This window comes from Stutzerimonas stutzeri (assembly GCF_000935215.1).
Classification (GTDB): Bacteria; Pseudomonadota; Gammaproteobacteria; order Pseudomonadales; family Pseudomonadaceae; genus Stutzerimonas.
In genome coordinates this window covers 16,744-39,240 of sequence record NZ_JXXD01000143.1, presented here as the reverse complement: position 1 = coordinate 39,240, position 22,497 = coordinate 16,744, and the positions used below count along the sequence as shown (strand labels likewise).

Genomic DNA, 22,497 nt, shown 5'->3' with positions numbered 1-22,497 from the left:
TGCACGTTTTCTGGATGGACGGCTTCGTCCTGGGAGGGTGTGCCGACCAGACTTGGCGATTGCGGCATAATGCGCAGCTTTGATTGCCTCGGAGCGCACATGAAAGTCGCCATTCTTTCCGGGAGCGTCTACGGCACCGCCGAAGATGTCGCCCGTCACGCCGAACACCAGCTGAAAGCCGCCGGTTTCGAAACCTGGCACGATCCCCGCGCCCAGCTGCCACAGATTCTCGATTTCGCCCCCGAAGCGCTGCTGGTCGTGACCTCGACCACCGGCATGGGTGAGCTGCCGGACAGCTTCATTCCGTTGTACTCGACAATCCGTGATCAGTTTCCCGCGTGGAGTGGCCTGCCCGGAGGCGTCATCGCCCTTGGCGATGCCAGCTACGGCGACACCTTCTGTGCTGGCGGCGAGCTGATTCGTGAGCTCTATGCCGAGCTCGGCGTGCGAGAAGTCGTGGCGATGCTGCGCCTCGATGCCAGCGAGACGGTCACGCCGGAAAGCGACGCCGAACCGTGGCTGGAAACCTTCGCGGCGGCCTTGCGTGCCTGAGTGGCTCGTCGGGTCAACGGCCTGGCTGCAAGGGCAACTGCCGGGCCAATAGCGGTTGGCTAGAATCCAGGGCATCTTCACGACAATAACAAGAGGTGCCCTCGATGACTGCGCTGCACGCTTTGCCTTCTTTGGAAACCCAAGTGAGCCCCGCCGAATGGCAGGCGCGGGTCGATCTGGCGGCCTGTTACCGACTGGTCGCGCTGCATGGCTGGGATGACCTGATCTTCACGCACATCTCGGCCAAGATTCCCGAAACCGATCACTTTCTGATCAACCCATACGGGCTGATGTTTCACGAAATCACCGCGTCCAGCCTGGTGAAAGTCGATCTGGCCGGCAACAAAGTGACGGACAGTCCGTACGAGATCAATCCCGCTGGGTACACCATTCACAGCGCCGTGCATGAGGTTCGCCACGACGTCGCCTGCGTCATGCACACACATACCGCCGCCGGGGTGGCGGTCTCGGCCCAGCGTCAGGGCGTGCTACCGATCAGCCAGCAGTCACTGTTCGTTTTGGCGAGTCTTTCGACCCATGGCTATGAGGGTGTGGCGCTGAATCACGACGAGAAGGCGCGCCTGCAGGCCGATCTCGGCGAAACCGCTTTCATGCTGCTGCACAACCACGGTCTGCTGACCTGCGGCAGCAGCATCGCTGATACCTTTCTGATGATGTTCATCTTCCAGCGCGCTTGTGAAATCCAGGTCATGGCGCAGGCCGGTGGCAGCGAGCTGATCGCCATTCCGGAGCAGATTCTGGCCGGTGCGAAGGCCATGGCAGCGGGCGTGACCCGCACTCGCTCGGGCATGGGCGGCGCGCTGGCATGGCCCGGTCTGTTGCGCAAGCTGGATGCGCAAAGCCCGGGCTATGCGCAGTAGTACGGGGCGATCGCGCTACATCGCTGCCTTGGCGAACTGCTGCAGCTGCGGGTAGAAGTGGCGGAAGTCCTCGAGCAGCGGGTCGTACAGCTGCTCCAGCTCTTCCAGCCCGCCGGCCAGGCCTTCCGGCCGGCTCAGGCGACGGCCCATGTTCGCCAGCACCCTGCCCAGTACCTCGAATTCACGGTAACTGCCGAGCCAGTCGTGTGCCGCCATGTGCGGTGCGATCACGGCGAGCTTGCCAGGCAGCGCGGGCTCATCGGCCAGCGCTCGGTAGGCGCGCCGGGTGAACTGGTCCAGCGGCTCGCCGGAGTAGTCCGCCCAGTTCGCAGCCAGGCAATGATCGAAGAACAGGTCCAGCAGTATCCCGGCGTAGCGGCGACGCTCGCTGGGAAAGCGCGCTTTGGCCTGCAGCACCAGCGGATGGCTGTCGGTGAAGGCATCGATCTGCCGATGCAGACGGATGCCTGCTTCGATCTGCGCCGGCAGGCGACCCTGCAGCGGGCCTTTGACGAAGTCCCCGTAAAGGCTGCCGAGCATGTCAGCCGGGCCGGGGCCGCCAAGATGAAGATGAGCGAGATAGTTCATCGGCGAAGCTTGGCGCAGCCTCGATAGGGAGGTCGCTATGCAGCCTCTCTCGTGGTCACCCACAGCTGCCCAGACAGTGCTCGCTCGATGGCCAGCTGTGCTTGCTCGGCGAGCGCCCTGCGACTGAGGGAGGCAATGGGGATCGGCGCCAGCAGATGGATTTCTACTTCTGCCACGTCGCTGGCCAATAGCCTGCGCAGGTGCGCTGGCAGTTCGTCGTCGCCAATGAAGGGAGCGACGGTGTCGGGCTTGCCGTTGCGCGTATAGCGGATCGCTACGGGTTGAACGGCGCAGCCGGCCTCTATCGCACAGGCGAACAGCCGGGGGTGGAAGGTGCGCACGCTGTTGCCGTCGGTCGAGGTGCCCTCAGGGAAGATAAGCAGGTGGCGGCCCTGGATGAGGTGGCTGTTCAGTTGCTGGTTGATCTGCGCGGCATCGCCGGCGCCGCGGCGGATGAACAGCGTGCCAGCCTGGCGTGCCAGCCAGCCAAGCACGGGCCAGCGTGCGACTTCGGCCTTGGCCAGGAACGACAGCGGCCGCAGCATTCCCAGCAGCGGGATATCGCACCAGGAAACATGGTTGGCGACCCACAGCATCGGCTGAGCTGGTAGCTGACCGATGATGCGTACGCGATAGGGCAGCGCGGCGGCCAGGCGAACCATGAACCAGCGGGTCAGCTGTTGTCTGTGTTGCAGCGATGTGCGTAGCGCGAGGCGGTCGCCGAGACCTAGTGCGGCCGCCAACAGCAACCCCAGCAGGAGCACCGCGGCAACCCGCAGCAGACGCCAGTACAGGCGCAGCCGCGGCATCTATACCGCCGCCTTGAAGTGGCGAGCGTAGCGCGGGCACAGCTCCTCGCGCTTGAGCAGGATGAATATGTCGGCAACCTGAAAATCCGGGTCCCAGCAGGGTTCTCCACAGATCTTCGCGCCGAGGCGCATATAGGCCTTGAGCAGCGGCGGCAGCTGGGCAGTGAGGTTGTCCGGCAGTTCCAGTTCGGGAAGTGGTGTTCGCGGCTCGGCGTGCAGCAGTTCAGTGCTCAGGTGGCTGTCGCGCAGTCGCTGCATGATCGCTCGGGCCTGGATGCCACCGTCGCGCATCGGGATGCTCGCGCACCCCATAAGGTAGCGATAGCCACCTTGGTTGAGCACCTCGGCCAGTTCGCTCCACAGCACCGCAATGGTCGCACCATTGCGATAAGCCGGCGCCACGCAGGTACGGCCGATCTCCAGCACCGGTTCGTTGATGTCCGCCAGGCCATGCAGGGCAAATTCTCCTTCGCTGTAGAAGCGCCCGAGCTGCTTGGCGGTGAGGTGATCGAGCAGGCGGGTGGTGGCGACCAGCTCTCCACTTGCCAGATCGCGTACACCGATATGCCGGCAGTGAATGTCGAAATCGTCCATGTCCAGCCCGAGCTCGGCGCCATTGAGTTGGGCGTCGAACTCACTGCTGAACACCCGATAGCGCAAGGACTGGGCTTCGCGGAGGGCCCGTTCGCCTTGCAGGCGTTCGGCTCGAAGTTGACGCGTGCTGCGTGGATCGACGATGGCATTCATGCTCTGTCTCCTTGTCCGCCGGGGTAGTGGCGGGTTGGCGATGCAACGCGAGCGTCTGGTTGTTATCGTTGGGCTCGCTGGTTTGGCGTGATCAGGCTAGGAGCAGGGCGTGTCGCCACTGTGACGTTCGGATGATGGTTGGATGACGGCGCGAGCCAGTGGCCGGTAATGGCAGAACCTTTGGAGATGAAGATGCCCTGGAAACGATTGATCGGCCCGCTGCAGCCGGTTGCTGCAACCTCAGGGCTGCGCGACTGGTACCAGGCCGTGTGTGACGGTGCCGGAAGTACGGACTCCTTCAGTCAGGCGGTCTACGGCGGCCGACTGGCGACCACCCCGGGGTTGGCGTTTCTCGCGGGATACCAGGCAGCCCTGCGGGCGCTCTGGTCGGATGCGCCGCCCGGGCTCGGTGCGTTATGCACGACGGAGCGGCGCAAGTTGCGGCCGGCCGACATGACAACGCGTTGCGAGAACGGCCAGCTCATTGGCAGCAAGGATTTCGTGACGGCGGGCGGCGCGGCGCAATGGCTGCTCGTTTCGGCCCGGGAGGAGGGCGCCGGCGAGTCGCCGCGCCTCGGACTGTTTGTCGTGGAGCCGTCTGGTGCCGGCGTGTCACTGGTGGCTGGGCCGGATCTGCCGATCGTGCCGGATATTACACATGGCAGATTGAGCCTTGAGCGGGCTGCTGGGAAACGCTTGCCTGGTGACGGCTGGAGCGAGTACGTCAAACCGTTCCGCAGCCACGAGGATCTATATGTGCTGGCGGCGCTGACTGCGTGGCTCTACGGTGTGGCGCTGCTTGAGCAGTGGCCGCGCGCGCTGGTACTGCGTCTGCTCGGCGTTCTTGCGGCTGCGGCAGAGGTCGCGCGGCGGTCAGCCCATGAGCCTGCTACTCATTTGCTGCTGGCCGCGTTGCTCGAGCAGTTCGCTGCGCTGCAACCTGAGGTGGATAGGGCGTTGGCGGATTCGCAGGGCCCCCGGGGCGCATTGTGGCGGCGTGATCGCGCAGTGCTGGGCTTGGCGCGCGATGCCCAGGCGCGCCGTCTGGAACAGGCGCTTGTCGCCCTCGGGCTCGAATCTTCAGTAGGCAGTTGAAGGCAGGGCGGGCGCCGGCGAACAGCTGGGAACTCTGCCCAGGCGAGTCGGGCCTATAGAAGATCGTATTTCACGGCGGCTCTTCCGCTGCGGCGGTCTGACCTGCTGCCTTGCCTTGCTCGAACGCCCGGGTAAGCTAGCCAACTGCTCGTTCAGCACCGCCAGTGCAGAGCGGCGGTATCGAGGCCGCTGCCCTTGGATGCCGTCCGGAAAAAGGGATTTCATGTCATTTCGTTGCTCATCCGCTTCGTCGCTGTGCCTGACGTCATCTGGCTCTACGCGGGGTGCCGCCCTGTGATGCTGGCTGGAGCGGTGTTCCCCTGGCGCAGCGACAATCAGTTCCGCCTGCTGATAGACGGGCCGGGGTTCTTTCCGCCCATGCTCGACGCCATCGAGCGCGCCGAGCGCCGGGTCGATCTCGAGCTCTATCTGGTGGAGGACGGCGCTTGTCTCGACCGCCTGCTGGAGCCGCTGCTGCGTGCGGCGGCACGCGGCGTTCGGGTACGTTGCCTGTTCGATGGTTTCGGCTGCCTGAAGATGAGCCAGGCCAATCGTGATCGGATGACCGCCGCCGGCGTCGAGCTGCGTCTCTATAACCCGCTTTCGCTCCGCCTGAGGCTGCGCAATCTGCATCGTGACCACCGCAAGCTGCTGCTGGTCGACGGCTGCATCGGTTATGTCGGCGGCACCGGTGTCACCGACGAATTCTGGCGTCCTGACGAGCCCGACGTGCATTGGCATGAGGTGATGGTCGAGATGACCGGCCCGCTGCTGCAGGACTGGCAGGACCTGTTCGACACCCAGTGGGTGCATTGCCTGAAGCGGCGCATCTGGCAGCTGCCCCTGCCCAGCGGTGCGCCGCGCATTCCAGTGCTGCCCAGTGGCTCGGGGCTAGGGCGCGTCGCCTATGCGGCGGCGCGTCAGCACCGCGACATACTGCACAGCCTGTTGCGCAACCTGCGGCGCGCGCAGACGCGCATCTGGCTGGCGACACCGTATTTCCTGCCTACCGGCAAGGTGCGCCGGGCACTGATCCGGGCGGCGCGTCGCGGGGTGGACGTGCGCCTGCTGCTGACCAGTCGCAATACCGATCACCCGCCGGTGCGCTACGCCGGGCAGCGTTTCTATCCACGGCTGCTGCGTGCCGGCGTGCGAATCCATGAATATCAGCCACACTTTTCCCACCTGAAAATGGTGCTGGTTGACGACTGGGTCAGCGTCGGCTCTTGCAACTTCGATCACTGGAACCTGCGCTGGAATCTGGAAGCCAATCTCGAGGCCATGGACGCTGCGTTGAGTGCCCAGGTGCAGGCATGCTTCGAGCGCGATTTTCAGGACAGTATCGAAATCGACATTAAAAGCTGGTACGCCAGACCGCTGCACCTGCGCCTCTACCAGCGCATGTGGGGCTGGCTGGACCGGCTGCTGGTAAACATCTTCAACCGCGGTGGCTGAAGCCGCCGCGTCACGGAGCAATGCTCCAAACCCGCGCGAAGAGGACGATCCAATGGCGGCGAAGAACATTTTGATGCTGGTGGGTGATTACGCCGAAGACTACGAAACCATGGTGCCTTTCCAGGCCCTGCAGATGGTTGGCCATCGCGTGCATGCCGTGTGCCCGGACAAGAAGGCCGGCGACAGCGTGCGCACCGCGATTCACGATTTCGAGGGCGACCAGACCTATAGCGAGAAGCCGGGGCACAACTTTGCGCTGAACTTCGACTTCGCCGACGTGCGGGCCGAAGACTACGATGCCCTGGTCATTCCCGGTGGCCGGGCGCCGGAATATCTGCGCCTGAACGAGCAGGTGCTGGCGCTGGTGCGTGCGTTCGATGAGGCCAGGAAGCCAATCGCCGCCGTTTGTCACGGCGCCCAGCTGCTGGCCGCCGCGGGCGTGCTCAAGGGGCGTGCCTGCAGTGCCTATCCCGCCTGTGCACCCGAGGTGAAGCTGGCCGGTGGCGAGTACGTGGACATTGCCGTGGATCAGGCGCATACCGATGGCAACCTGGTCAGCGCTCCGGCATGGCCCGCCCATCCGGCGTGGCTGGCGGCATTCCTCGAGGTGCTCGGAACTCGCATCAGCCTGTAAGATGCAGACCGTCACCCAAGCCCGCCCCGCAGACCGCGCGGCGGGTTTTTTCATCCGTGAGGCTATGCCCTCGTGTTCGTGAGTGCCCCATGACTCAAGCAAAAGACCCCCTTCATGGCGTGACGCTGGAGGCCATCCTGGTCCAGCTGCATGCTCGCTTCGGCTGGGACGGCCTTGCCGAGCGCGTCGATGTCCGCTGTTTCAGCAATGAGCCGAGCATCAAGTCCAGCCTGAAATTCCTGCGCAAGACGCCCTGGGCCAGGGCGAAAGTCGAAGCGCTGTACATCGCAGAACAGAACGCCGGTCGCTAGTCCGCTCACGAGCGGCACTACCTGCCGATGCCGTTCGGCAAATACTTTCCGTCCCCTCTCAAGTTCGCTTTGCGCCGCCCGACTCTTGTAACAGATTGATTCGTCGTGACCGATGAGTCGCATTTTTCAGCAAATCGCTGGCAGGGAGTTCGGGCGATGAGAAACAACGGACCGGTAAGCAACACCGAACGGACCTTTCCGGCGCATCAGCGGCTGATTTCGGCGACGGATAACCAGGGCAAAATCCTTTATTGCAATGACGAATTTGTCGCCATCAGTGGCTACTCACGAGCCGAGCTGATCGGCAGTGACCACAATCTGGTCCGCCACCCGGACATGCCACCCGCCGTGTTCGAGGTGATGTGGCGCTACCTGAAGGCCGGCAAAAGCTGGATGGGAGTGGTCAAGAACCGCTGCAAGAACGGCGATTTCTACTGGGTCAGCGCCTACGTCACGCCTGTTTTCGACGATGGCAAGCTGACCGGCTTCGAGTCGGTGCGAGTCAAGCCGACAGCCGAGCAGGTCGCCCAGGCGTCGGCACTGTACGAGCGTCTGCGTACCGGCCGACCGGCGGTTTCGTTGAGCCGGCGCGCGCAGGGCTGGGCGCGTGCGCTGGCGATGCCGATGGGCGCCGCGGTGCTGGCGGCCGGTGGAATCTTCTGGCTGCCGCCGGCAGTGGAAGCGCTCGTCGTGCTCGGTCTGTTCTTCGTGCTCGGAATCAGCTGTCACTTCGCTGCGGAACGCCAGTTGTTGCGTATCCTGCAGCGCGTACCCGAAGCCTTCACCGATCCGGTGGTCGCCCTGACCTATACCCAGCAGCATGGCAATGCGGCGCGGCTGGAGATGGCCCTGGTCAGTGAAGACGCGCGGTTGCGTACGGCGTTGACGCGGCTGTCCGATCTGGCCGTGCAGGTCGCCGGCGCATCGGCAGAAACCTATTCGCTGGCCAGCCAGACCGAAAGCGAGCTGCGCCAGCAGCGCGGCGAGACGGACATGACGGCCACCGCGGTGACGCAGATGACCGCATCGATCAGTGAGGTCGCCGGGCACGTCCAGCACACGGCAGAGGAGGCGAGGACGGCGAACGCGCTGGCAGACGATGGTGACCGGGTCGCAGCGAGTTCCCGCGAGGCGATGGAAATGCTGGCGGCGACCGTCACCAGCATCGGCAACGTGGTCAACGAGCTGGCTGGCGAAACCCAGCAGATCGTATCCGCCGCCGGCATGATCCAGAGCATCGCCGACCAGACCAACCTGCTGGCGCTGAATGCTGCCATCGAGGCCGCACGTGCTGGCGAGCAGGGCAGGGGCTTTGCCGTGGTCGCCGACGAGGTGCGTGGGTTGGCGGGCAAGACGCGGGAGTCGACGCAGCAGATCCAGGGCATCATCCAGTCGCTCACCAGCAAGGCGGGTGAGGCCGTGACAATCGCACAGGTGGGTGACAAGGAGGCGGTACAGGGGTTGGCCCAGGTCGTCGAGGCGCAGCAGGCGTTGCAGGGCATTCGCGACGCGGTCGGCCGCATTGCCGGGATGAGCCAGCAGATGGCTGCCGCTGCCGAAGAGCAGGCGCATGTGGCCGAAGACATTGCTCGTCAGGTCACCCGTATTGCCGTCACGACCGACAGCAATGTCAGCAAGGCGGACCTGACCATGCAGCGCGGTCGCGACCTGGAATGCGCAGCGTACGGGCTGCGGGTACTGGTCGAACGCTTCAACCGCTGATTGCCGGGCAATAAAAAGCCCGGCATCGAGCCGGGCTTTTTATTTTATTGGCGTGTCGCTTACTGCACTTCGACCGCCAGGCTGTCGGCGATCTTCTGCTGCCAGATCGCCGGGCCGGTGATGTGCACCGACTCGCCGTTGGTGTCGACGGCGACGGTCACCGGCATGTCCTTCACTTCGAACTCGTAGATCGCTTCCATGCCCAGCTCGGCGAAGGCCAGCACCTTGGACTTCTTGATCGCCTGGGCGACTAGGTAAGCCGCGCCGCCAACCGCCATCAGGTAGACCGCCTTGTTGTCCTTGATCGCTTCGATGGCGATCGGGCCACGCTCGGACTTGCCGATCATGCCCAGCAGACCAGTGCTCTCGAGAATCTGACGGGTGAACTTGTCCATGCGCGTCGCGGTGGTCGGGCCAGCCGGGCCAACCACTTCGTCACCGACCGGATCGACGGGGCCGACGTAGTAGATGAAACGGCCCTTGAGGTCGACCGGCAGCTCTTCGCCCTTGTTCAGCATGTCGACCATGCGCTTGTGCGCGGCGTCGCGGCCGGTGAGCATCTTGCCGTTGAGCAGGACGGTTTCGCCCGGCTTCCAGCTCTGCACTTCTTCCGGGGTGATGGTGTCGAGGTTGACGCGGCGCGCGCTCGGGCCGGCTTCCCAGACGATCTCGGGGTAGGCATCCAGCGGCGGCGGGGTCAGTTCGGCCGGGCCGGAACCGTCGAGCACGAAGTGTGCGTGGCGGGTGGCGGCGCAGTTGGGGATCATGCAAACCGGCAGCGAGGCGGCGTGGGTCGGGTAATCCATGATCTTCACGTCGAGCACGGTGGTCAGGCCGCCGAGGCCCTGGGCGCCGATGCCCAGCTGGTTGACCTTCTCGAACAGCTCAAGACGCAGCTCTTCGATGCGGTTCTGCGGGCCACGGGCCTTCAGCTCATGGATGTCGATGGATTCCATCAGGACTTCCTTGGCCATCACCGCGGCTTTCTCGGCGGTGCCGCCGATGCCGATGCCGAGCATACCCGGCGGGCACCAGCCGGCGCCCATGGTCGGCACGGTCTTCAGTACCCAGTCGACGATCGAGTCGGACGGGTTGAGCATGGCCATCTTCGACTTGTTTTCCGAGCCACCGCCTTTGGCGGCCACATCCACCTCGACTTTGTCACCTGGGACGATGGAGTAATGAATGACAGCTGGCGTATTGTCCTTAGTGTTCTTGCGGGAACCTGCCGGGTCGGCCAGGATCGAAGCACGCAGGACGTTTTCCGGCAGGTTGTAGGCGCGGCGCACACCCTCATTGATCATGTCGTCCAGGCTCATGGTCGCGCCGTCCCAGCGCACGTCCATACCGACGCGGATGAACACGGTGACGATACCGGTGTCCTGACAGATCGGGCGATGACCGGTGGCGCACATGCGCGAGTTGATCAGGATCTGCGCCATGGAGTCGCGGGCAGCCGGGGATTCTTCACGCAGGTAGGCTTCGTGCATCGCCTGGATGAAATCCACGGGGTGGTAGTAAGAAATGAACTGCAAAGCGTCAGCGACGCTTTGAATCAGGTCGTCTTGCTTGATCACGGTCATGCAGCGCGTCCTCATACGGGGCGATAAGAGGCGCGTCGGGGGTGGCAGTCGACGCGCCGCGAAAAAATGCGGCGCAGTATAACGCGTCAGGCTGCGCGGTACACGGATGGACCAGGAGCGATGGGAATGCTGGCTAGGATTTTGTTTTCGGTAAGCGTAGAGTGCGGCAAATTGCCACAGCGGGAAGGATCCCTATGAGTGCGATGCGTGACGAGACCGATCTGCGTACATTGCAGCAATTGGTTACGCGGCGATTCGCACTGGCCTCCGTGACCTATGGTCTGGGCCTGGTGCTGACCTGGGTGGCGGTGGCGGGGGGCTTCTATCAGGCCTCGGTGGCCAGCGCCGTGGCGCAGTCAGCATTGATTGTGGTGAGTCAGCTGCTGTTCTTCTGGCTGTTTCACCGAGGTGTCAACCTGCGCTCGAAGGATCCCAGCCTGACTGAGCCGCAGGTCCTGGTGGGGCTGCTGTGGCTGACGACCTTTCTGTTCAACCTCGGCAGCGCTCGTGGCTCACTGCTGGTGCTCTATCTGCTGGTGCTGATGTTTGCAGTCTTTCTGCCGCCGAAGGTGTTCATTCGCTACGCCGCACTGGCTTTCGTCAGCTTCGTCAGCATGGCTGCGCTGGATTACTATCTGCAGCGGCCGATCGAGACCGATGTGTTCTTGCTGCAGGCCAGCGTGCTGCTGGTGACGCTGATCTGGATGTGTCTGTTCGCCGGCCACGTGTATCGCTTGCGCCAGCGCATGCGCCAGCGGCGTTTCGCGTTGCAGGCACATCAGGACACCCTGCGCGGAATGATGCGTCAACTGGAGGATCTGGCTTCCACCGACGAGTTGACGGGCCTATACAACCGGCGGCGTTTCCTGCGCATCGCCGAGGGCGACCTGAACCGCTTGCGCAAGGGGCATCAATCGGGGCTGGCGCTCATCGATCTGGACCACTTCAAACGCATCAACGATATCCACGGCCATGCCACCGGAGACCGCGTGCTGCAGGCCTTTGCCAGCGTGGCGCGGTCCTGTCTGCGTGATGACGACGTGCTGGCCCGTTATGGCGGCGAGGAGTTCGTGCTACTGCTGCCCAATACCGACGCCGAGCAGTTCACCGCGTGCTGTGAGCGCCTGCGAGAGGCTTTCGCCATCGCCGAGCCGGAAGACGCCAATATCGAAGCCGGACATCTCAGCCTGTCGATCGGCCTGACCCTGCTGAACGCCGGAGATGACCTGGATGCAGCGCTGCAGCGTGCCGACGAAGCGCTTTATCGAGCCAAGCGCGGTGGTCGCAATCGTTGCGAACCCGCCTGGGTCACCGCCGATGCCTGAGTTGCATTGCGCCGGCAAGCGCTGGTCGGTCGCGCCCGCTACCAACCTGCTCGACGCCCTGATCGCTGCCGGCTTGCCCGTACCCTACAGTTGCCGCGCCGGCAGCTGCCACGCCTGCCTGGTGCGCTGTGTCGACGGAGCACCGCGCGATCTGCAACCCGACCTGCTGCGGCCCGAGCAGCATGCGGCCGGCTGGCGACTGGCCTGTCAGTGCCTTGTCGAGGAGGAAATCGGCGTAGAAGTTTTCGACCCGCGTCGCGACGGGCAGCCCGCTCAGGTGCAAAGCGCCGAGTGGCTGAGCGGCAGCGTGCTGCGCCTGCGTCTGCTGCCGGAGCGGCCGCTGCGCTATCGTGCAGGTCAGCACCTGTTGCTGTGGACTGGTGCCGGCATCGCTAGGCCGTATTCGCTGGCCAGTGTTCCCGGCGACGATCTCTGGCTGGAGTTTCATCTCGATTGCTCCAGGCCGGGGGCGTTCTGCGATGCCGCGCGGCAGCTGCGCGCGGGCGACACGCTGCGGCTGGGCGACCTGCACGGTGGTGCATTGCATTACGAGCCGGAGTGGTCTGAGCGCTCTTTATTGCTGCTGGCTTCGGGAACCGGGTTGGCCCCTCTATTCAGCCTGTTGCGCGAGAGCCTGCGCCAGGGCCATGCCGGGACGATCAGGCTGGTGCATTTTTGCCGCGACGAGCACTACCTGCGCGGGCCGTTGCAGGAGTTGGCGGATAGGCACGAGAACCTGGAGCTGCAATGGGTCGATGCGCAACAGCGTGACAGCATGCTTTCGACGCTACGACCAACGTCGCGGCGGGACATCGCGCTGCTCTGCGGCGGCTCGGCGTTCGTCGACGCCTGCGCCAGGCGCCTGTTTCTCGCGGGCCTGCCGCGTGGACAGATATTCAGCGACGCGTTCGTCAGCGCGACTCAGCCGCGGTAGTTGGCTCCCGTTCGATCTTGCAGACAGCACGAGGCCGGCTAAAGAGCCGGCCTCGTGTGATTCCCTGCCAACCTTACTGATCGCCGACGCGCAGGATCTTCATCGTGTTGGTACCGCCTGTGCTGTCGTGGTAGCTGTCGCCCTTGGTCAGGATCACCCAGTCACCGGGCTGCACGATGTTGCGCTTGAGCAGTTCCTCGACTGCCATCTGGCTGACCTTTTCTGCAGGTAGCGCAGCCGGATCGAACGGGATGGTCTGCACGCCGCGGAACAGCGCGACCCGTGCCTGGGTTTCGCGGTGCGGCGAGAAGGCGAAGATCGGTACCGAAGACCGGATGCGCGACATGATCAGCGGTGTGTAGCCGCTTTCGGTCAGGGCGATGATGGCCTTGACCCCCGGGAAGTGGTTGGCGGTGTACATCGCAGCCAGCGCCGCACTCTCGTCGCAGCGCTCGAACTGCTGGCCGAGGCGGTGTCCGGACTTGGTGCTGGTCGGGTGCTTCTCCGCGCCGCAGCACACACGGGCCATGGCCTTGATCGCTTCGATCGGGTATTCGCCAGCGGCGCTTTCGGCCGAGAGCATCACCGCATCGGTGTAGTCCAGCACGGCGTTGGCTACATCGGATACCTCGGCGCGGGTCGGCATCGGGCTGTGGATCATCGACTCCATCATCTGCGTCGCGGTGATCACCACCTTGTTGTGGCGGCGGGCGTGCAGAATGATCTTCTTCTGAATGCCGACCAGCTCGGCATCGCCAACTTCCACGCCGAGATCGCCGCGCGCCACCATCACGCCGTCGCTGGCGCGGATCAGGCCATCCAGCGCCTCATCGTCGGCGACCGCTTCGGCCCGCTCGATCTTTGCGATCAGCCAGGCGTCGGAGCCAGCTTCGTCGCGCAGGCGGCGGGCCAGGTCCATGTCAGCGGCATCACGAGGGAAGGAAACTGCCAGGTAGTCCAGCTGCAGGTCGGCGGCCAACTTGATGTCGGCCTTGTCCTTGTTGGTCAGCGCCGGCGCCGTCAGGCCGCCGCCACGGCGGTTGATGCCCTTGTTGTCCGACAGCGGGCCACCGATCAGCACGGTGCAGTGCAGTTCGTCCGCGGTGGCGTTGTCGACGCGCATCACCACGCGGCCGTCGTCGAGCAGAAGCTCATCGCCGATGCCGCAATCCTTGACCAGGTCCGGGTAATCGATGCCGACCACTTCCTGATTACCGGCGTCGCGCGGATGGGTCACGGAGAAGCGGAACTGGTCTCCTTCCTTCAGCTCAATGCGCTTGTCGGTGAACTTGGCAATGCGGATCTTCGGTCCCTGCAGGTCTCCGAGCAGCGCGACGAAGCGGCCGTGGCGCGCGGCGATTTCACGCACCAGCTCGGCCCGGGCACGATGCTCGTCGGGGCTGCCGTGGGAGAAATTCAGGCGGGCTACATCCAGCCCGGCGACGATCATCTTTTCCAACACCTCCGGCGAGCTGCTTGCTGGGCCCAGGGTGGCGACGATCTTGGTGCGACGCGGAATCATTCAATTGCTCCTTTTTCTGGCTGGCCCCGAGGCTACTATGCTCGCCGGTTGTAGTCATCGCTCGGCGACCACTACTCTTTGCGTCCGGCTGACGGGCTGTCTGCAGCTTTTTCCAGCTCGGTCGATACAGGGGCATACGGAGGAACCCATGCGCACCCTGATCATCGTTTTCCTGAGTCTTCTGACCGTCGGCTGCAGCAGTCGCCATGCTTTCGATCGCCACCTGGATGCGGCTTACCAGTACTACGAGGCCGACAACTGCGAGCGGGTGATGCAATCACTCTCGCAGGCAGAACGCCGTAGCAAGCCGCGCAGCCAGGTCCAGCCGGAGATTTCACTGTTGCGCGGCCAGTGTCTGGAGCGCCAGGGCCTGTTCGTCGACGCTGGCGAAACCTATCGTTTCATCGTCGAGCGATACCCTTCCAGCGAGTACGCCTATCGCGCCCGCGCGCGCCTGGAGACGCTGAGGCAGCTGGGCCACTATCATGCCGAGGCACCGCCGGTGGTTCAGCCGGCCAAACGTTGATTTCATGAAAGCCATGTGAGGGATCATGCGAGCTTTGCTGATGACCGCCATGCTGCTGCCTGCACTGGCAGATGCGCAGATCTATCGCTGGACCGATGCCAACGGACAGGTTCACTTCGGTCAGCGCCCGGCAGCCGGAGCCGAGCAGGTCGAGGTTCGGCCCCAGGTCGTCGAACGCGACGACCAGACCCGTGAGCGTGAGGCGCGCAGCGAACGATTCTTCGATGCGCGGCGGCAGGAGCAGCAGGCAGCGAGGGAGCAGGCCAGCAAGGCGCGGGCTGCACGAGAGGAGGAATGCCAGGGCTTGCGCAGCCAGTTGTCGCGACTGCAGCTTGGCGGACGTTTTTTTCGTAACGATGCAGCGGGAGAGCGCGTCTACTACAGTGAAAGTGAAGTAGAGGCGGCTCGACAGCGCCTGGCGACGCGTATCAGCCAGGAATGCAGTTGAGCCGACAGGACTCGAATTGCAGGGTTAAGGCTGAAGGCTCCGACGACATGAACATGGCGAACCAGCGTCGTATCCAGCGGCATCAATTGCCGTACTACCTCAACGTATTCAATCGGTTCACCGAGAAGCCGCTGGGCTTCATCGGCAACCTGTCCGAGGGCGGGCTGATGCTGATCAGCCCCTATCCGATGATGCTTGGTGTTCGTTTCGAGATGCGCCTGAAGATTCCGGGCCAGAGCGGTCAACTGCGGCAAGTGGATTTCAGTGCGTTCAGTTTGTGGTCAAGCGAGGATGTGACGCCGGGCAGCTACGACACCGGTTTTTCCCTGATCGACCCGCCTGGGGATATCCGCGAAATGATCGCTGCCCTGCATCACTACTTCAGTTTCCAGCCGATGTTGCACATCCCTCTGGCGCATCATGCCAGCCCGGCATCGGATCGATTTACTGACAAGGACTGCTGCCACGGTCTGTGAGCCGCGCTCACAGCGTCCCGGTTTTCTTCCACGCCAGATAACGCCCGATAAGTGCCGGCCCCAGATCGCAAGGCTGGACGTCGAGTACCGGCATGCCATGGGCCGCCAGGCGCTTGTGCAGCGCCTGGCGGGCGTTCAGGTAGTCCTGGGCGCCGCAGTAGTCGAGCGCGTCGTCCAGGCTCTGCACCGGCCGCAGGCGCAGCTGGTCCAGGACTTCTTCGCGCAGGCTCACCAGCAACACCCGATGTCTGCGTGAGAGCCGCTTCAGCGCCCCGTGCAGCTCGGCATCGTCCTCATCGCGCAGGTTGCTCAGAACGATAACCAGTGCCTGGCGCTGTTGCCGGGCCAGCAACCGATCGACCGCTGCGCCGTAGTCTGCGGGCTGCTGGGTGGGCTGCAGGTCGTAAAGACCGTTCAGTAACACGTGAAGTTGCTGTTGGCCCTTGGCTGGGGTGACGTGACGCGGCTGTGCGCTGGCGAAGGTGCAGGCGCCCACGGCATCGCCCTGGCGCAACGCGGCATAGGCCAGCAGCAGGGCAGCGTTGAGGGCATGGTCGAAGTGCGTGAGTTCGGCGTCTTGGCTGCGCATACGCCGACCGCAGTCGAGCATCAGCACGATCTGCTGGTCGCGCTCGTCCTGATATTCGCGGGCAATCGGCATGCGTGCCCGCGCCGTGGCTTTCCAGTCGATCTGCCGCAGGGTGTCGCCCTCGCGGAACTCCCGTAGCTGGTGAAATTCCAGCCCCAGCCCGCGGCGCGGTTGCTGGCGGACGCCGAGGCGATTCAACCAGACGTCGATCGCCTGCAGGCTGGCTCCGTGCAACCGAGCGAAGTCGGGATACACCCGGGTTCCGTCGACAAGCTCAAGCAGGCGTCTGCTGCGCCAGAGGCCCAACGGGCTGGCCAGGCGAAGATCGCAGTGCTGGAAGACGAACTGGCCGCGGCGGGTCGGGCGCAGACGGTAGTCGAGTTGGCAATGTTCGGCGGGCTGCAGGCGCATGCGTTGCGGCAGCTGTTCGAAGCTCATGCCCTCAGGCACGTGGTCGAACAGCTCCAGCTCGATAGCGCGGGAATGTGCGTTGCGCACCAGCAGTTGCACGTTGCTCCAGTGGCCCAGTGGCAGATTTCCCGACAGGCTGCGTTGCAGCGCAGGCGACGGCAGTCGCCTCAGGGCGAAGGCGTCGAGCGATGTCACCGTACCCAGCGCCAGCAACAGGCCCCACCAGGCGGACTGCCAGTGCCCGGCTTCGACGCCGAACGCGGCGAGAACGCCAAGAGGAACGGCCACGAGCACCAGCGCGGCCAGCGCAACGAGCAGGCGACGGGATGGCGTCATGCGCGTGGCGCCGCGACCTGATCGAGTAGCTGCTGCAGCACCTGGTCCACCGACAGTCCCTCGATGTCCAGCTCTGCCGACAGGCGCACCCGGTGACGCAGTACCGCCAGCGCGCAACCCTTGATGTCATCAGGCGTGACGAACTCGCCGCCGCGCAGCAGCGCTCTGGCGCGACCACCACGAACCAGCGCGATCGATGCGCGGGGGCCGGCACCCAGCGCCAGCCCCGGCCAGCTGCGAGTGGTGCGGGCAAGGCGCACGGCATAGTCCAGTACCTGATCGTCCAGCGGCAGTTCGCTGGCAATCTTCTGCAGGGCCAGCACATCCCGGGCCTGTACCAGCTGGCGCAGGGCGCTGACGTCGAGCATGTCGGCGCGTGCCGAGCGGGTGACCTGGCGTACCAGCTCCAGCTCTTCGTTCGCCTGCGGGTAGTCCATGCGCAACATCAGCATGAAGCGGTCGAGCTCGGCTTCCGGCAGTGGGTAGGTGCCTTCCTGTTCGATCGGGTTCTGCGTGGCCATGACCAGAAACGGTTGCGGAACCGCCAGGGCCTTGCCTTCCAGGGTGACCTGGCGTTCCTGCATCACCTCGAGCAGCGCGGCCTGAGTCTTGGCTGGCGCACGGTTGATTTCATCGGCCAGTAGAAGGTTGGTGAACACCGGCCCCTTGCGCAGCTTGAACTGCTCGCTCTGCATGTCGTAGACGGCATGGCCGGTGACGTCGCTGGGCATCAGGTCGGGGGTGAACTGGATGCGCGAGAACTCGCCGCCGAAGCAGCGCGCCAGCGCCCGTACCAGCAGTGTCTTGCCCAGTCCCGGCACGCCTTCGATGAGCACGTGGCCGCCGGCGATCAACGCGGTCAGAACGCCATCGATGACGTCGTCCTGGCCGATCACCGCCTTGTGCAGCTCGTCGCGCAGCGCCTGGGCGAGCTGGCTGGCTCGCAGGCGCTGGCTCACCGGGTTGGAGGCCGGAGCAGGGTTGCCGGAATCTGGGATGTGTTCGCTCATAGCGCGTTCCTGAGGGTTTGCAGGTGGGCGACCTGTCGGGTGAATTCGGTGGCCGACAGACGTTGCTGCGGCAGTGGGCGCATGGCCAGCTCGATGCTGGCGATCGGCAGGCTGGAGAGACGGGCGAGCAGTGGCAGCTGGGCATTCGGCGGAAGCTGCTCGAAGCCCGGATGACGTTGCCCCGCTCGGCGCTGGATGTCCTGTTGCAGCGGCTGCAGCAGACTGTGCTGGCGACCATGGCGCAGCAGGAACTCCGCCGACCCACGCAGGTGTTCCTGCAGCTGGCGACGCGCCGGGTTGAGCGGAGCCTGCAGTGGGCCGAAGCGTTGGCCGGCATGCCAGAGCGCGAACGCCACAAGTAGGCCCAGCACGGTGAGAAGTTCGGGGAAATGGCGGCGCAGCTGTGCGAGCAAGCCGTCGTGTTCGCTGCGGTGCACCAGAGTCACCGCGCTGTCTTGAGTCAGATACCAGAGCAGCCAGGCATGGTCGTACTGATCGATGTTGCGGTTCTGCCAGATCCAGCTATCGGTCAGGGCGGTGATCAGCCCGTCACCGTGCTGCAGTTGCAGCATGTGCGTGGCGCCTGCGCTGTTGGCCCAGGCGTGGGCGCGATTGTCGGCATCATAGAGGTGAAAGTCGGTATCGAAGGCCAGATAGGCCGGCGCACTTTCATTCTCCAGATACAGCTTGGTCAGCTGCGGATGCTGTTCGGCGGTGGATGACTGCGGTGTCTGCGCATCATCGTCCAGATCGTCAGCTGCGTACTGCTGCAGATTGAGCCGGTCGAACAGCAGGTCGCCGCTTTTGCCGGTCTCTTCATCCCACAGTCGCTCTGCAACCACGACCAGATGGCCGCCGGCGTTTGCCCAGTCCAGCAGACGCTCGGTCTGCCGCGGGGTCAGGTTGCCGCGGTCACCTAGCAGGAGCAGCGTCTGGCCAGAGGTGGGCAGTGTCTCAAGTCCGGCGATGCCTTCCTGATGCACGACCTGCAGGCCGAGGCCGCGCAGGAACAGTTCGGCGGCCAGGTATGTGTTGCTGCGCGCCTCCGGGGTCGGGCCGTGCTCGACGACGTCCTCATAGGATTGCAGCTTGCCGGCCAACCAGATGACCAGCAGCCCGATCAGCAGGACCGCGGCCGCGGCGAGCAGGCGAGGGCGGAGTCGGTTCATGGCCTCGGCTCCTCGGCAAACAGCGCGCGCCAGCCGGCACACAGTTCGTCGCGGACCACGTCTTCGGCGTTCCGGTGCCCGTAGGCCTGGTGCTGCCAATGCTGCGTAAGTTGCTCGGCAAAGCGCGACAGCGGTTCGCGCTGAAGCTGTCGCACGCGCGCCAGCACCTCGCCCTCGGTATGCGCCGCCTTCAACGGCAGCTGGAAATCATGCAGCAGGCGGCTGAGCAAACCGCGATAGAGAAGTGCCAGAGATGCGCGCGGATCCTGCTGCCAGAGTCGTTCGGCCTCGCTGGCAACGTCGTTTGGCAGGCTTTCGGGCGCGACGACGAGGCCGAACAGCTGCGCGGGTGCAGGTTGGCGGCGCCTGGCCGGCAGCTGTATGCGGCTGCCGAAAGTCTGCAGCCAGTCGCGGTAGCGCCACAGCAGAAGCGCGACCAGCAAGGCCAGTGCGGTCCAGAGTAGCACTTCGAGTGCCTGCGCCAGACTTTCCAGGCTTTCCCACAGCGAGCCACCCTGCAGCAGGCGTTCGAGCAGGCGTGCCAGAGCACCGGGCTCCTGCGGGCTGTCTTGCGCACCAAAGCGCCAACGGGTGACCGTCTCCCGGTGCTGAAAGGGCGGTTGGTCGAGCAGCGCGTCGATTCGTTCGCGGGCCGTCTCGCTGGTCAGTGGCTGATTCAGCAGACGCTCGGTTTCCGGGCCCTGTTGCGCTGTGTCGGCCGTTGGCGCCGCTGCCCAGGCATCGTGCGCTGCCGGCCAAAACAACAGGCCACAGGCAAGCAGCACCGCTGGTGCAGCGCTGAGCAGGCGCTGGCGCAGTCGACGGAAGGCCAGCTCTATGTCCCACGCCTCCAGATGAGTGCGTCGATTGAGATAGAGGCTGAAGCCACAGGCGACATAGATAGGCTCCCAGACGATGAGCACCAGCGCATAGAGCAGATTGGACAGGTGTTCCAGCCAGAGCCATTCGGCGCTCAGCCCGAGCACATCCTCCCAGTTCCAGCGCTGTACCAGCTGCGCCGGCAGCAGGAAATACAGCACGCCGAGCAGGCCGAGCCAGAGCGCGCCTTCCAGATGCACGCCGACCACGGTCAGCCAGCTGGGCGCGCGGCCGCTGCACAGACTGAGCGTGAGCAGGCGTTGCTTGCGTGCTTTGCCGTCGAGCCCCTCGAGCTGCTGCACTGGTAGATCGAAGCTGCGCGTCGTGCTCAGGCGACGCCAGGTGAGACTGGCCAACAGCTGTGGCCGCAGCAGGCCGGGGAAGGCCCGCAGGCTCTCTCGGAAATCTGGTGTTTCACCGAACAGTGCTTTGGACAGGATATGCAGCGGCAAGCGCTCGTACAGGGGCTTGAGCCACCAGAACAGCAGCAGCGCCAGACTTGGGTGCTGCCACAGCAGCAGACTGATCAGGCCGAAAAGCGGCAGCGTCACGGTCGCCCAGGTCGTCATCAGCAGCTTCGCGTGGCGCCTGGCGAGCAGGGTGCCGAGGTCCAGCGCCTCCCATGGACTGCGCGGGCGGATCGAGACGCTGGCATCACTCAGCTGCATGCTGCGCCCTCCCGGCAAAGGCGAAGTAAGCGGCCACGATCAGCCAGAGCAGCGCGCCGACGATGTACTTGATCATGGGCGAGGTCAGGGTCATGGATGACCAGTAGGCCTCGACAAAGGCAGCGATCAGCAAGAACAGGGTGGCCCCGCAGACCAGCTGGATGCCTCGCTTGGCGGCCTGACGCAGCGCCTCTGCGCGGGTCAGGCGCCCCGGCGCCACTAGCGATACGCCGAGCTGCAGCCCCGCGGCGCCGGCAAGGGTGATGGCGGTCAGCTCGAACGCGCCATGGCCGATAACGAACGACCAGAACGGCTGGTGGTAGCCGATGGCGCTCAGGTGGCCCGCGACGGCGCCGATCGTCAGGCCATTGAACAGCAGGAAGAACAGCGTACCCAGGCCGAACAGCAGCCCGCTGGCGAACGTCTGGAATGCGATGCCGATATTGTTCATCACGTAATAGCCGAACATCAGCCAGTCGTCGCCCGAGCCCCGCTCGGCGAAGCGACCCAGGCGGCTGGCGTCCGGGTCGTACATCTGCTCCATCTGTGTGACCTGGTCCGGCGGCAGGATGCTGAACACCAGCTCCGGGAAGGCGAAGACCAAAGCGGCCATGCCGAGCAGGCTGCCGTAGAACAGCAGGCTTGCTGCCAGTACGTAACGCCACTGCTCACGGACCGCGCGGGCGAAGCCACCGGTGATGAACCCGAGCAGTCGCCCCAGCAATGGACTGCGGTGCCGATAGAGCTGCTGATGGCCGCGCAGGGCGAGCTGGCGCAACTGATCGATCAGCTGGCTGCTGTAGCCGCGCGATTCGGCCAGCGCCAGGTGTTGGCAAAGACGGCGGTAGGCGGCGGGGAAGTCGCTGGCCTGGCTGGGACTTGGCTTGCCACGCTCCAGCGCGTCCAGCTGGCTGATGAAGTCATGCCAGTCGGCGTGATGCTGGCGTTCGAAGGTGGCCTGCTTCATGGCGCGCCTACCAGTGAGCGGGCGATGCCATGGATCTTTGCCTCGGCGTTCTCACCGGTAACCGCCAGCGGTTCGGCAAGGATCGAAGCCAGCTCCAGACGCCGTTCGGCAGAAAGACTGGCATGACGCTCGGAGAAGGCAATAAGAGCGCGTTGCTCATCGAGACTTAACGCAAAAGGCGGTTTGGCAGCTTCCACCTCCGGCAGCGTCGGGCGCGCTTGTGGTCTTTCCCGGTAGACCACCAACGTCCCTGCGGCGAGATCGCCGAGACGCTTGAAGGCAGGGTGGCCCAGGCAGCTCAGTGCGCCGAGAAAATAGCCGAACGGCAGCATATCGACGAAGCGCAGCAGGTTGCGCGTCAGCGAGGAGGTCCAGCCGACCGGCGTGCCATCGTCATGCACTACTCGCAGACCCAGCCAGTACTTGCCAGGCGTACGTCCCTGGTTCAGTACTTCGAAGAGCACCATGTACCACCATTGCACGAGGAACAGCAGCAGCGTCCCAAGACCGATACCAAAATTGCCCAGCATCCCCAGGATGATGAAGAGGGCTAGCAGGATGGCGGCACGGATCGCCAGGTCGATGGCAAAGGCCAGCGCGCGCGGTACGAGCCCGGCCGGACGCAGGAGTAGATCGATGCCTTCGGGCGTCTCCACGCGATGGCTATTGTCGAGCAGCGATGGTCGGTCGAGAGCTGAAGGCAAGGGTAAAGTCGTCTGAGGCAGGCAAAGGTCGATGCTATGCGGCAAGTGCCGCTGCGGCAATGCGCCTGAGTCGTCTGAGCGGAGGGCAAGCCGGAGGGGTGTGATTATGGCGAAGTGCCTGCTCCTTTGCAGGATGTCGTTCGCATACCCAATGCT

General features: G+C 64.4%; 23 protein-coding genes. 12 read left to right on the top strand and 11 right to left on the bottom strand.

Annotated features, from left to right (window positions below):
- Nucleotides 1–99: 99 nt before the first annotated feature.
- Both LO50_RS15320 and LO50_RS15315 read left to right on the top strand, forming a co-directional pair.
- Complete coding sequence (locus tag LO50_RS15320) at nt 100–552, top strand: flavodoxin (RefSeq protein WP_023446832.1); 453 nt, start codon at nt 100–102, stop codon at nt 550–552.
- A gap of 104 nt (nt 553–656) precedes the next feature.
- A complete protein-coding gene (locus LO50_RS15315) occupies nt 657–1,433 on the top strand; it encodes a class II aldolase/adducin family protein (RefSeq protein ID WP_044315541.1) in 777 nt (258 codons plus the stop codon).
- Nucleotides 1,434–1,448: 15 nt separating this feature from the next.
- Here LO50_RS15315 and LO50_RS15310 read toward each other — a convergent pair whose 3' ends face one another.
- The 3 genes from LO50_RS15310 to olsB are packed head-to-tail and all read right to left on the bottom strand — an operon-like array spanning nt 1,449 to nt 3,577.
- Nucleotides 1,449–2,021 (bottom strand): acyl carrier protein phosphodiesterase, encoded by a 573-nt coding sequence (locus LO50_RS15310; RefSeq protein ID WP_044315540.1) that lies wholly within the window; start codon nt 2,019–2,021, stop codon nt 1,449–1,451.
- A gap of 35 nt (nt 2,022–2,056) precedes the next feature.
- Nucleotides 2,057–2,830 (bottom strand): lysophospholipid acyltransferase family protein, encoded by a 774-nt coding sequence (locus LO50_RS15305; RefSeq protein WP_044315539.1) that lies wholly within the window; start codon nt 2,828–2,830, stop codon nt 2,057–2,059.
- A complete protein-coding gene (olsB, locus tag LO50_RS15300) occupies nt 2,831–3,577 on the bottom strand; it encodes an L-ornithine N(alpha)-acyltransferase (RefSeq protein WP_044315538.1) in 747 nt (248 codons plus the stop codon).
- A gap of 186 nt (nt 3,578–3,763) precedes the next feature.
- Between olsB and LO50_RS15295 the strand changes: the two genes are divergently transcribed.
- The 5 genes from LO50_RS15295 (at nt 3,764) to LO50_RS15275 (ending at nt 8,794) form a co-directional block, all read left to right on the top strand.
- Complete coding sequence (locus LO50_RS15295; protein WP_044315569.1) at nt 3,764–4,672, top strand: acyl-CoA dehydrogenase middle domain-containing protein; 909 nt, start codon at nt 3,764–3,766, stop codon at nt 4,670–4,672.
- 297 nt (nt 4,673–4,969) lie between these two features.
- Nucleotides 4,970–6,127, top strand: coding sequence for a phospholipase D-like domain-containing protein (locus tag LO50_RS15290; protein ID WP_044315568.1), 1,158 nt, complete (start codon nt 4,970–4,972; stop codon nt 6,125–6,127).
- 52 nt (nt 6,128–6,179) lie between these two features.
- Nucleotides 6,180–6,761, top strand: a complete 582-nt coding sequence (locus tag LO50_RS15285) for a DJ-1/PfpI family protein (protein ID WP_003302691.1) — start codon at nt 6,180–6,182, stop codon at nt 6,759–6,761.
- An 89-nt stretch (nt 6,762–6,850) separates the two neighbouring features.
- Entirely contained in the window at nt 6,851–7,072 is a 222-nt protein-coding gene (locus tag LO50_RS15280) for a VF530 family protein (protein ID WP_044315537.1), read from the top strand.
- 156 nt (nt 7,073–7,228) lie between these two features.
- Entirely contained in the window at nt 7,229–8,794 is a 1,566-nt protein-coding gene (locus LO50_RS15275) for a methyl-accepting chemotaxis protein (RefSeq protein WP_044315536.1), read from the top strand.
- A gap of 59 nt (nt 8,795–8,853) precedes the next feature.
- On the opposite strand, the gene LO50_RS15270 is transcribed toward LO50_RS15275, so the two are convergent.
- Nucleotides 8,854–10,377, bottom strand: a complete 1,524-nt coding sequence (locus LO50_RS15270; protein WP_044315535.1) for a fumarate hydratase — start codon at nt 10,375–10,377, stop codon at nt 8,854–8,856.
- Nucleotides 10,378–10,571: 194 nt separating this feature from the next.
- Between LO50_RS15270 and LO50_RS15265 the strand changes: the two genes are divergently transcribed.
- Nucleotides 10,572–11,702, top strand: coding sequence for a GGDEF domain-containing protein (locus LO50_RS15265; protein WP_044315534.1), 1,131 nt, complete (start codon nt 10,572–10,574; stop codon nt 11,700–11,702).
- On the top strand, nt 11,695–12,636 hold the full coding sequence (locus LO50_RS15260) for an iron-sulfur-binding ferredoxin reductase (RefSeq protein ID WP_044315533.1): 942 nt from the start codon (nt 11,695–11,697) through the stop codon (nt 12,634–12,636). Before LO50_RS15265 ends, LO50_RS15260 begins: the two co-directional genes overlap by 8 nt.
- 73 nt (nt 12,637–12,709) lie before the next feature.
- On the opposite strand, the gene pyk is transcribed toward LO50_RS15260, so the two are convergent.
- Entirely contained in the window at nt 12,710–14,158 is a 1,449-nt protein-coding gene (pyk, locus tag LO50_RS15255) for a pyruvate kinase (RefSeq protein WP_014821279.1), read from the bottom strand.
- Nucleotides 14,159–14,306: 148 nt separating this feature from the next.
- Here pyk and LO50_RS15250 point away from each other — a divergent pair, with 148 nt between their 5' ends.
- Genes LO50_RS15250 through LO50_RS15240 form a run of 3 tightly spaced genes read left to right on the top strand, consistent with a single transcriptional unit; the run spans nt 14,307 to nt 15,608 of the window.
- Nucleotides 14,307–14,684: a tetratricopeptide repeat protein gene (locus LO50_RS15250; RefSeq protein WP_044315532.1), complete on the top strand. Its 378-nt coding sequence runs from the start codon at nt 14,307–14,309 to the stop codon at nt 14,682–14,684.
- Nucleotides 14,685–14,709: 25 nt separating this feature from the next.
- Nucleotides 14,710–15,132, top strand: a complete 423-nt coding sequence (locus LO50_RS15245; RefSeq protein ID WP_044315531.1) for a DUF4124 domain-containing protein — start codon at nt 14,710–14,712, stop codon at nt 15,130–15,132.
- Nucleotides 15,133–15,179: 47 nt separating this feature from the next.
- Nucleotides 15,180–15,608: a PilZ domain-containing protein gene (locus tag LO50_RS15240; RefSeq protein WP_014821276.1), complete on the top strand. Its 429-nt coding sequence runs from the start codon at nt 15,180–15,182 to the stop codon at nt 15,606–15,608.
- Nucleotides 15,609–15,615: 7 nt separating this feature from the next.
- On the opposite strand, the gene LO50_RS15235 is transcribed toward LO50_RS15240, so the two are convergent.
- From LO50_RS15235 to LO50_RS15210, 6 genes are read right to left on the bottom strand one after another with little or no spacing between them, the layout of a single operon-like run.
- Nucleotides 15,616–16,944, bottom strand: a complete 1,329-nt coding sequence (locus LO50_RS15235) for a DUF58 domain-containing protein (protein ID WP_044315530.1) — start codon at nt 16,942–16,944, stop codon at nt 15,616–15,618.
- On the bottom strand, nt 16,941–17,954 hold the full coding sequence (locus tag LO50_RS15230; RefSeq protein ID WP_044315529.1) for an AAA family ATPase: 1,014 nt from the start codon (nt 17,952–17,954) through the stop codon (nt 16,941–16,943). Before LO50_RS15230 ends, LO50_RS15235 begins: the two co-directional genes overlap by 4 nt.
- Nucleotides 17,951–19,123, bottom strand: a complete 1,173-nt coding sequence (locus tag LO50_RS15225; protein ID WP_044315528.1) for a DUF4350 domain-containing protein — start codon at nt 19,121–19,123, stop codon at nt 17,951–17,953. The genes LO50_RS15230 and LO50_RS15225 overlap by 4 nt, the downstream gene beginning before the upstream one ends.
- Entirely contained in the window at nt 19,120–20,670 is a 1,551-nt protein-coding gene (locus tag LO50_RS15220) for a DUF4129 domain-containing protein (RefSeq protein WP_044315567.1), read from the bottom strand. The genes LO50_RS15225 and LO50_RS15220 overlap by 4 nt, the downstream gene beginning before the upstream one ends.
- Nucleotides 20,657–21,637, bottom strand: coding sequence for a stage II sporulation protein M (locus tag LO50_RS15215; protein WP_044315527.1), 981 nt, complete (start codon nt 21,635–21,637; stop codon nt 20,657–20,659). The genes LO50_RS15220 and LO50_RS15215 overlap by 14 nt, the downstream gene beginning before the upstream one ends.
- Nucleotides 21,634–22,341 (bottom strand): RDD family protein, encoded by a 708-nt coding sequence (locus tag LO50_RS15210; protein ID WP_044315526.1) that lies wholly within the window; start codon nt 22,339–22,341, stop codon nt 21,634–21,636. The genes LO50_RS15215 and LO50_RS15210 overlap by 4 nt, the downstream gene beginning before the upstream one ends.
- Between the last annotated feature and the right edge of the window lie 156 nt (nt 22,342–22,497).

Coding starts and splice junctions, on each gene's coding strand:
- LO50_RS15220 (WP_044315567.1), bottom strand. CDS start 20,670: ATGCAGCTGAGTGATGCCAGCGTCTCGATCCGCCCGCGCAGTCCATGG.
- LO50_RS15295 (WP_044315569.1), top strand. CDS start 3,764: ATGAAGATGCCCTGGAAACGATTGATCGGCCCGCTGCAGCCGGTTGCT.
- LO50_RS15320 (WP_023446832.1), top strand. CDS start 100: ATGAAAGTCGCCATTCTTTCCGGGAGCGTCTACGGCACCGCCGAAGAT.
- LO50_RS15290 (WP_044315568.1), top strand. CDS start 4,970: ATGCTGGCTGGAGCGGTGTTCCCCTGGCGCAGCGACAATCAGTTCCGC.
- LO50_RS15275 (WP_044315536.1), top strand. CDS start 7,229: ATGAGAAACAACGGACCGGTAAGCAACACCGAACGGACCTTTCCGGCG.
- LO50_RS15215 (WP_044315527.1), bottom strand. CDS start 21,637: ATGAAGCAGGCCACCTTCGAACGCCAGCATCACGCCGACTGGCATGAC.
- LO50_RS15270 (WP_044315535.1), bottom strand. CDS start 10,377: ATGACCGTGATCAAGCAAGACGACCTGATTCAAAGCGTCGCTGACGCT.
- LO50_RS15250 (WP_044315532.1), top strand. CDS start 14,307: ATGCGCACCCTGATCATCGTTTTCCTGAGTCTTCTGACCGTCGGCTGC.
- LO50_RS15260 (WP_044315533.1), top strand. CDS start 11,695: ATGCCTGAGTTGCATTGCGCCGGCAAGCGCTGGTCGGTCGCGCCCGCT.
- LO50_RS15245 (WP_044315531.1), top strand. CDS start 14,710: ATGCGAGCTTTGCTGATGACCGCCATGCTGCTGCCTGCACTGGCAGAT.
- LO50_RS15240 (WP_014821276.1), top strand. CDS start 15,180: ATGAACATGGCGAACCAGCGTCGTATCCAGCGGCATCAATTGCCGTAC.
- LO50_RS15305 (WP_044315539.1), bottom strand. CDS start 2,830: ATGCCGCGGCTGCGCCTGTACTGGCGTCTGCTGCGGGTTGCCGCGGTG.
- pyk (WP_014821279.1), bottom strand. CDS start 14,158: ATGATTCCGCGTCGCACCAAGATCGTCGCCACCCTGGGCCCAGCAAGC.
- LO50_RS15230 (WP_044315529.1), bottom strand. CDS start 17,954: ATGAGCGAACACATCCCAGATTCCGGCAACCCTGCTCCGGCCTCCAAC.
- LO50_RS15285 (WP_003302691.1), top strand. CDS start 6,180: ATGGCGGCGAAGAACATTTTGATGCTGGTGGGTGATTACGCCGAAGAC.
- LO50_RS15235 (WP_044315530.1), bottom strand. CDS start 16,944: ATGACGCCATCCCGTCGCCTGCTCGTTGCGCTGGCCGCGCTGGTGCTC.
- LO50_RS15310 (WP_044315540.1), bottom strand. CDS start 2,021: ATGAACTATCTCGCTCATCTTCATCTTGGCGGCCCCGGCCCGGCTGAC.
- olsB (WP_044315538.1), bottom strand. CDS start 3,577: ATGAATGCCATCGTCGATCCACGCAGCACGCGTCAACTTCGAGCCGAA.
- LO50_RS15225 (WP_044315528.1), bottom strand. CDS start 19,123: ATGAACCGACTCCGCCCTCGCCTGCTCGCCGCGGCCGCGGTCCTGCTG.
- LO50_RS15280 (WP_044315537.1), top strand. CDS start 6,851: ATGACTCAAGCAAAAGACCCCCTTCATGGCGTGACGCTGGAGGCCATC.
- LO50_RS15265 (WP_044315534.1), top strand. CDS start 10,572: ATGAGTGCGATGCGTGACGAGACCGATCTGCGTACATTGCAGCAATTG.
- LO50_RS15315 (WP_044315541.1), top strand. CDS start 657: ATGACTGCGCTGCACGCTTTGCCTTCTTTGGAAACCCAAGTGAGCCCC.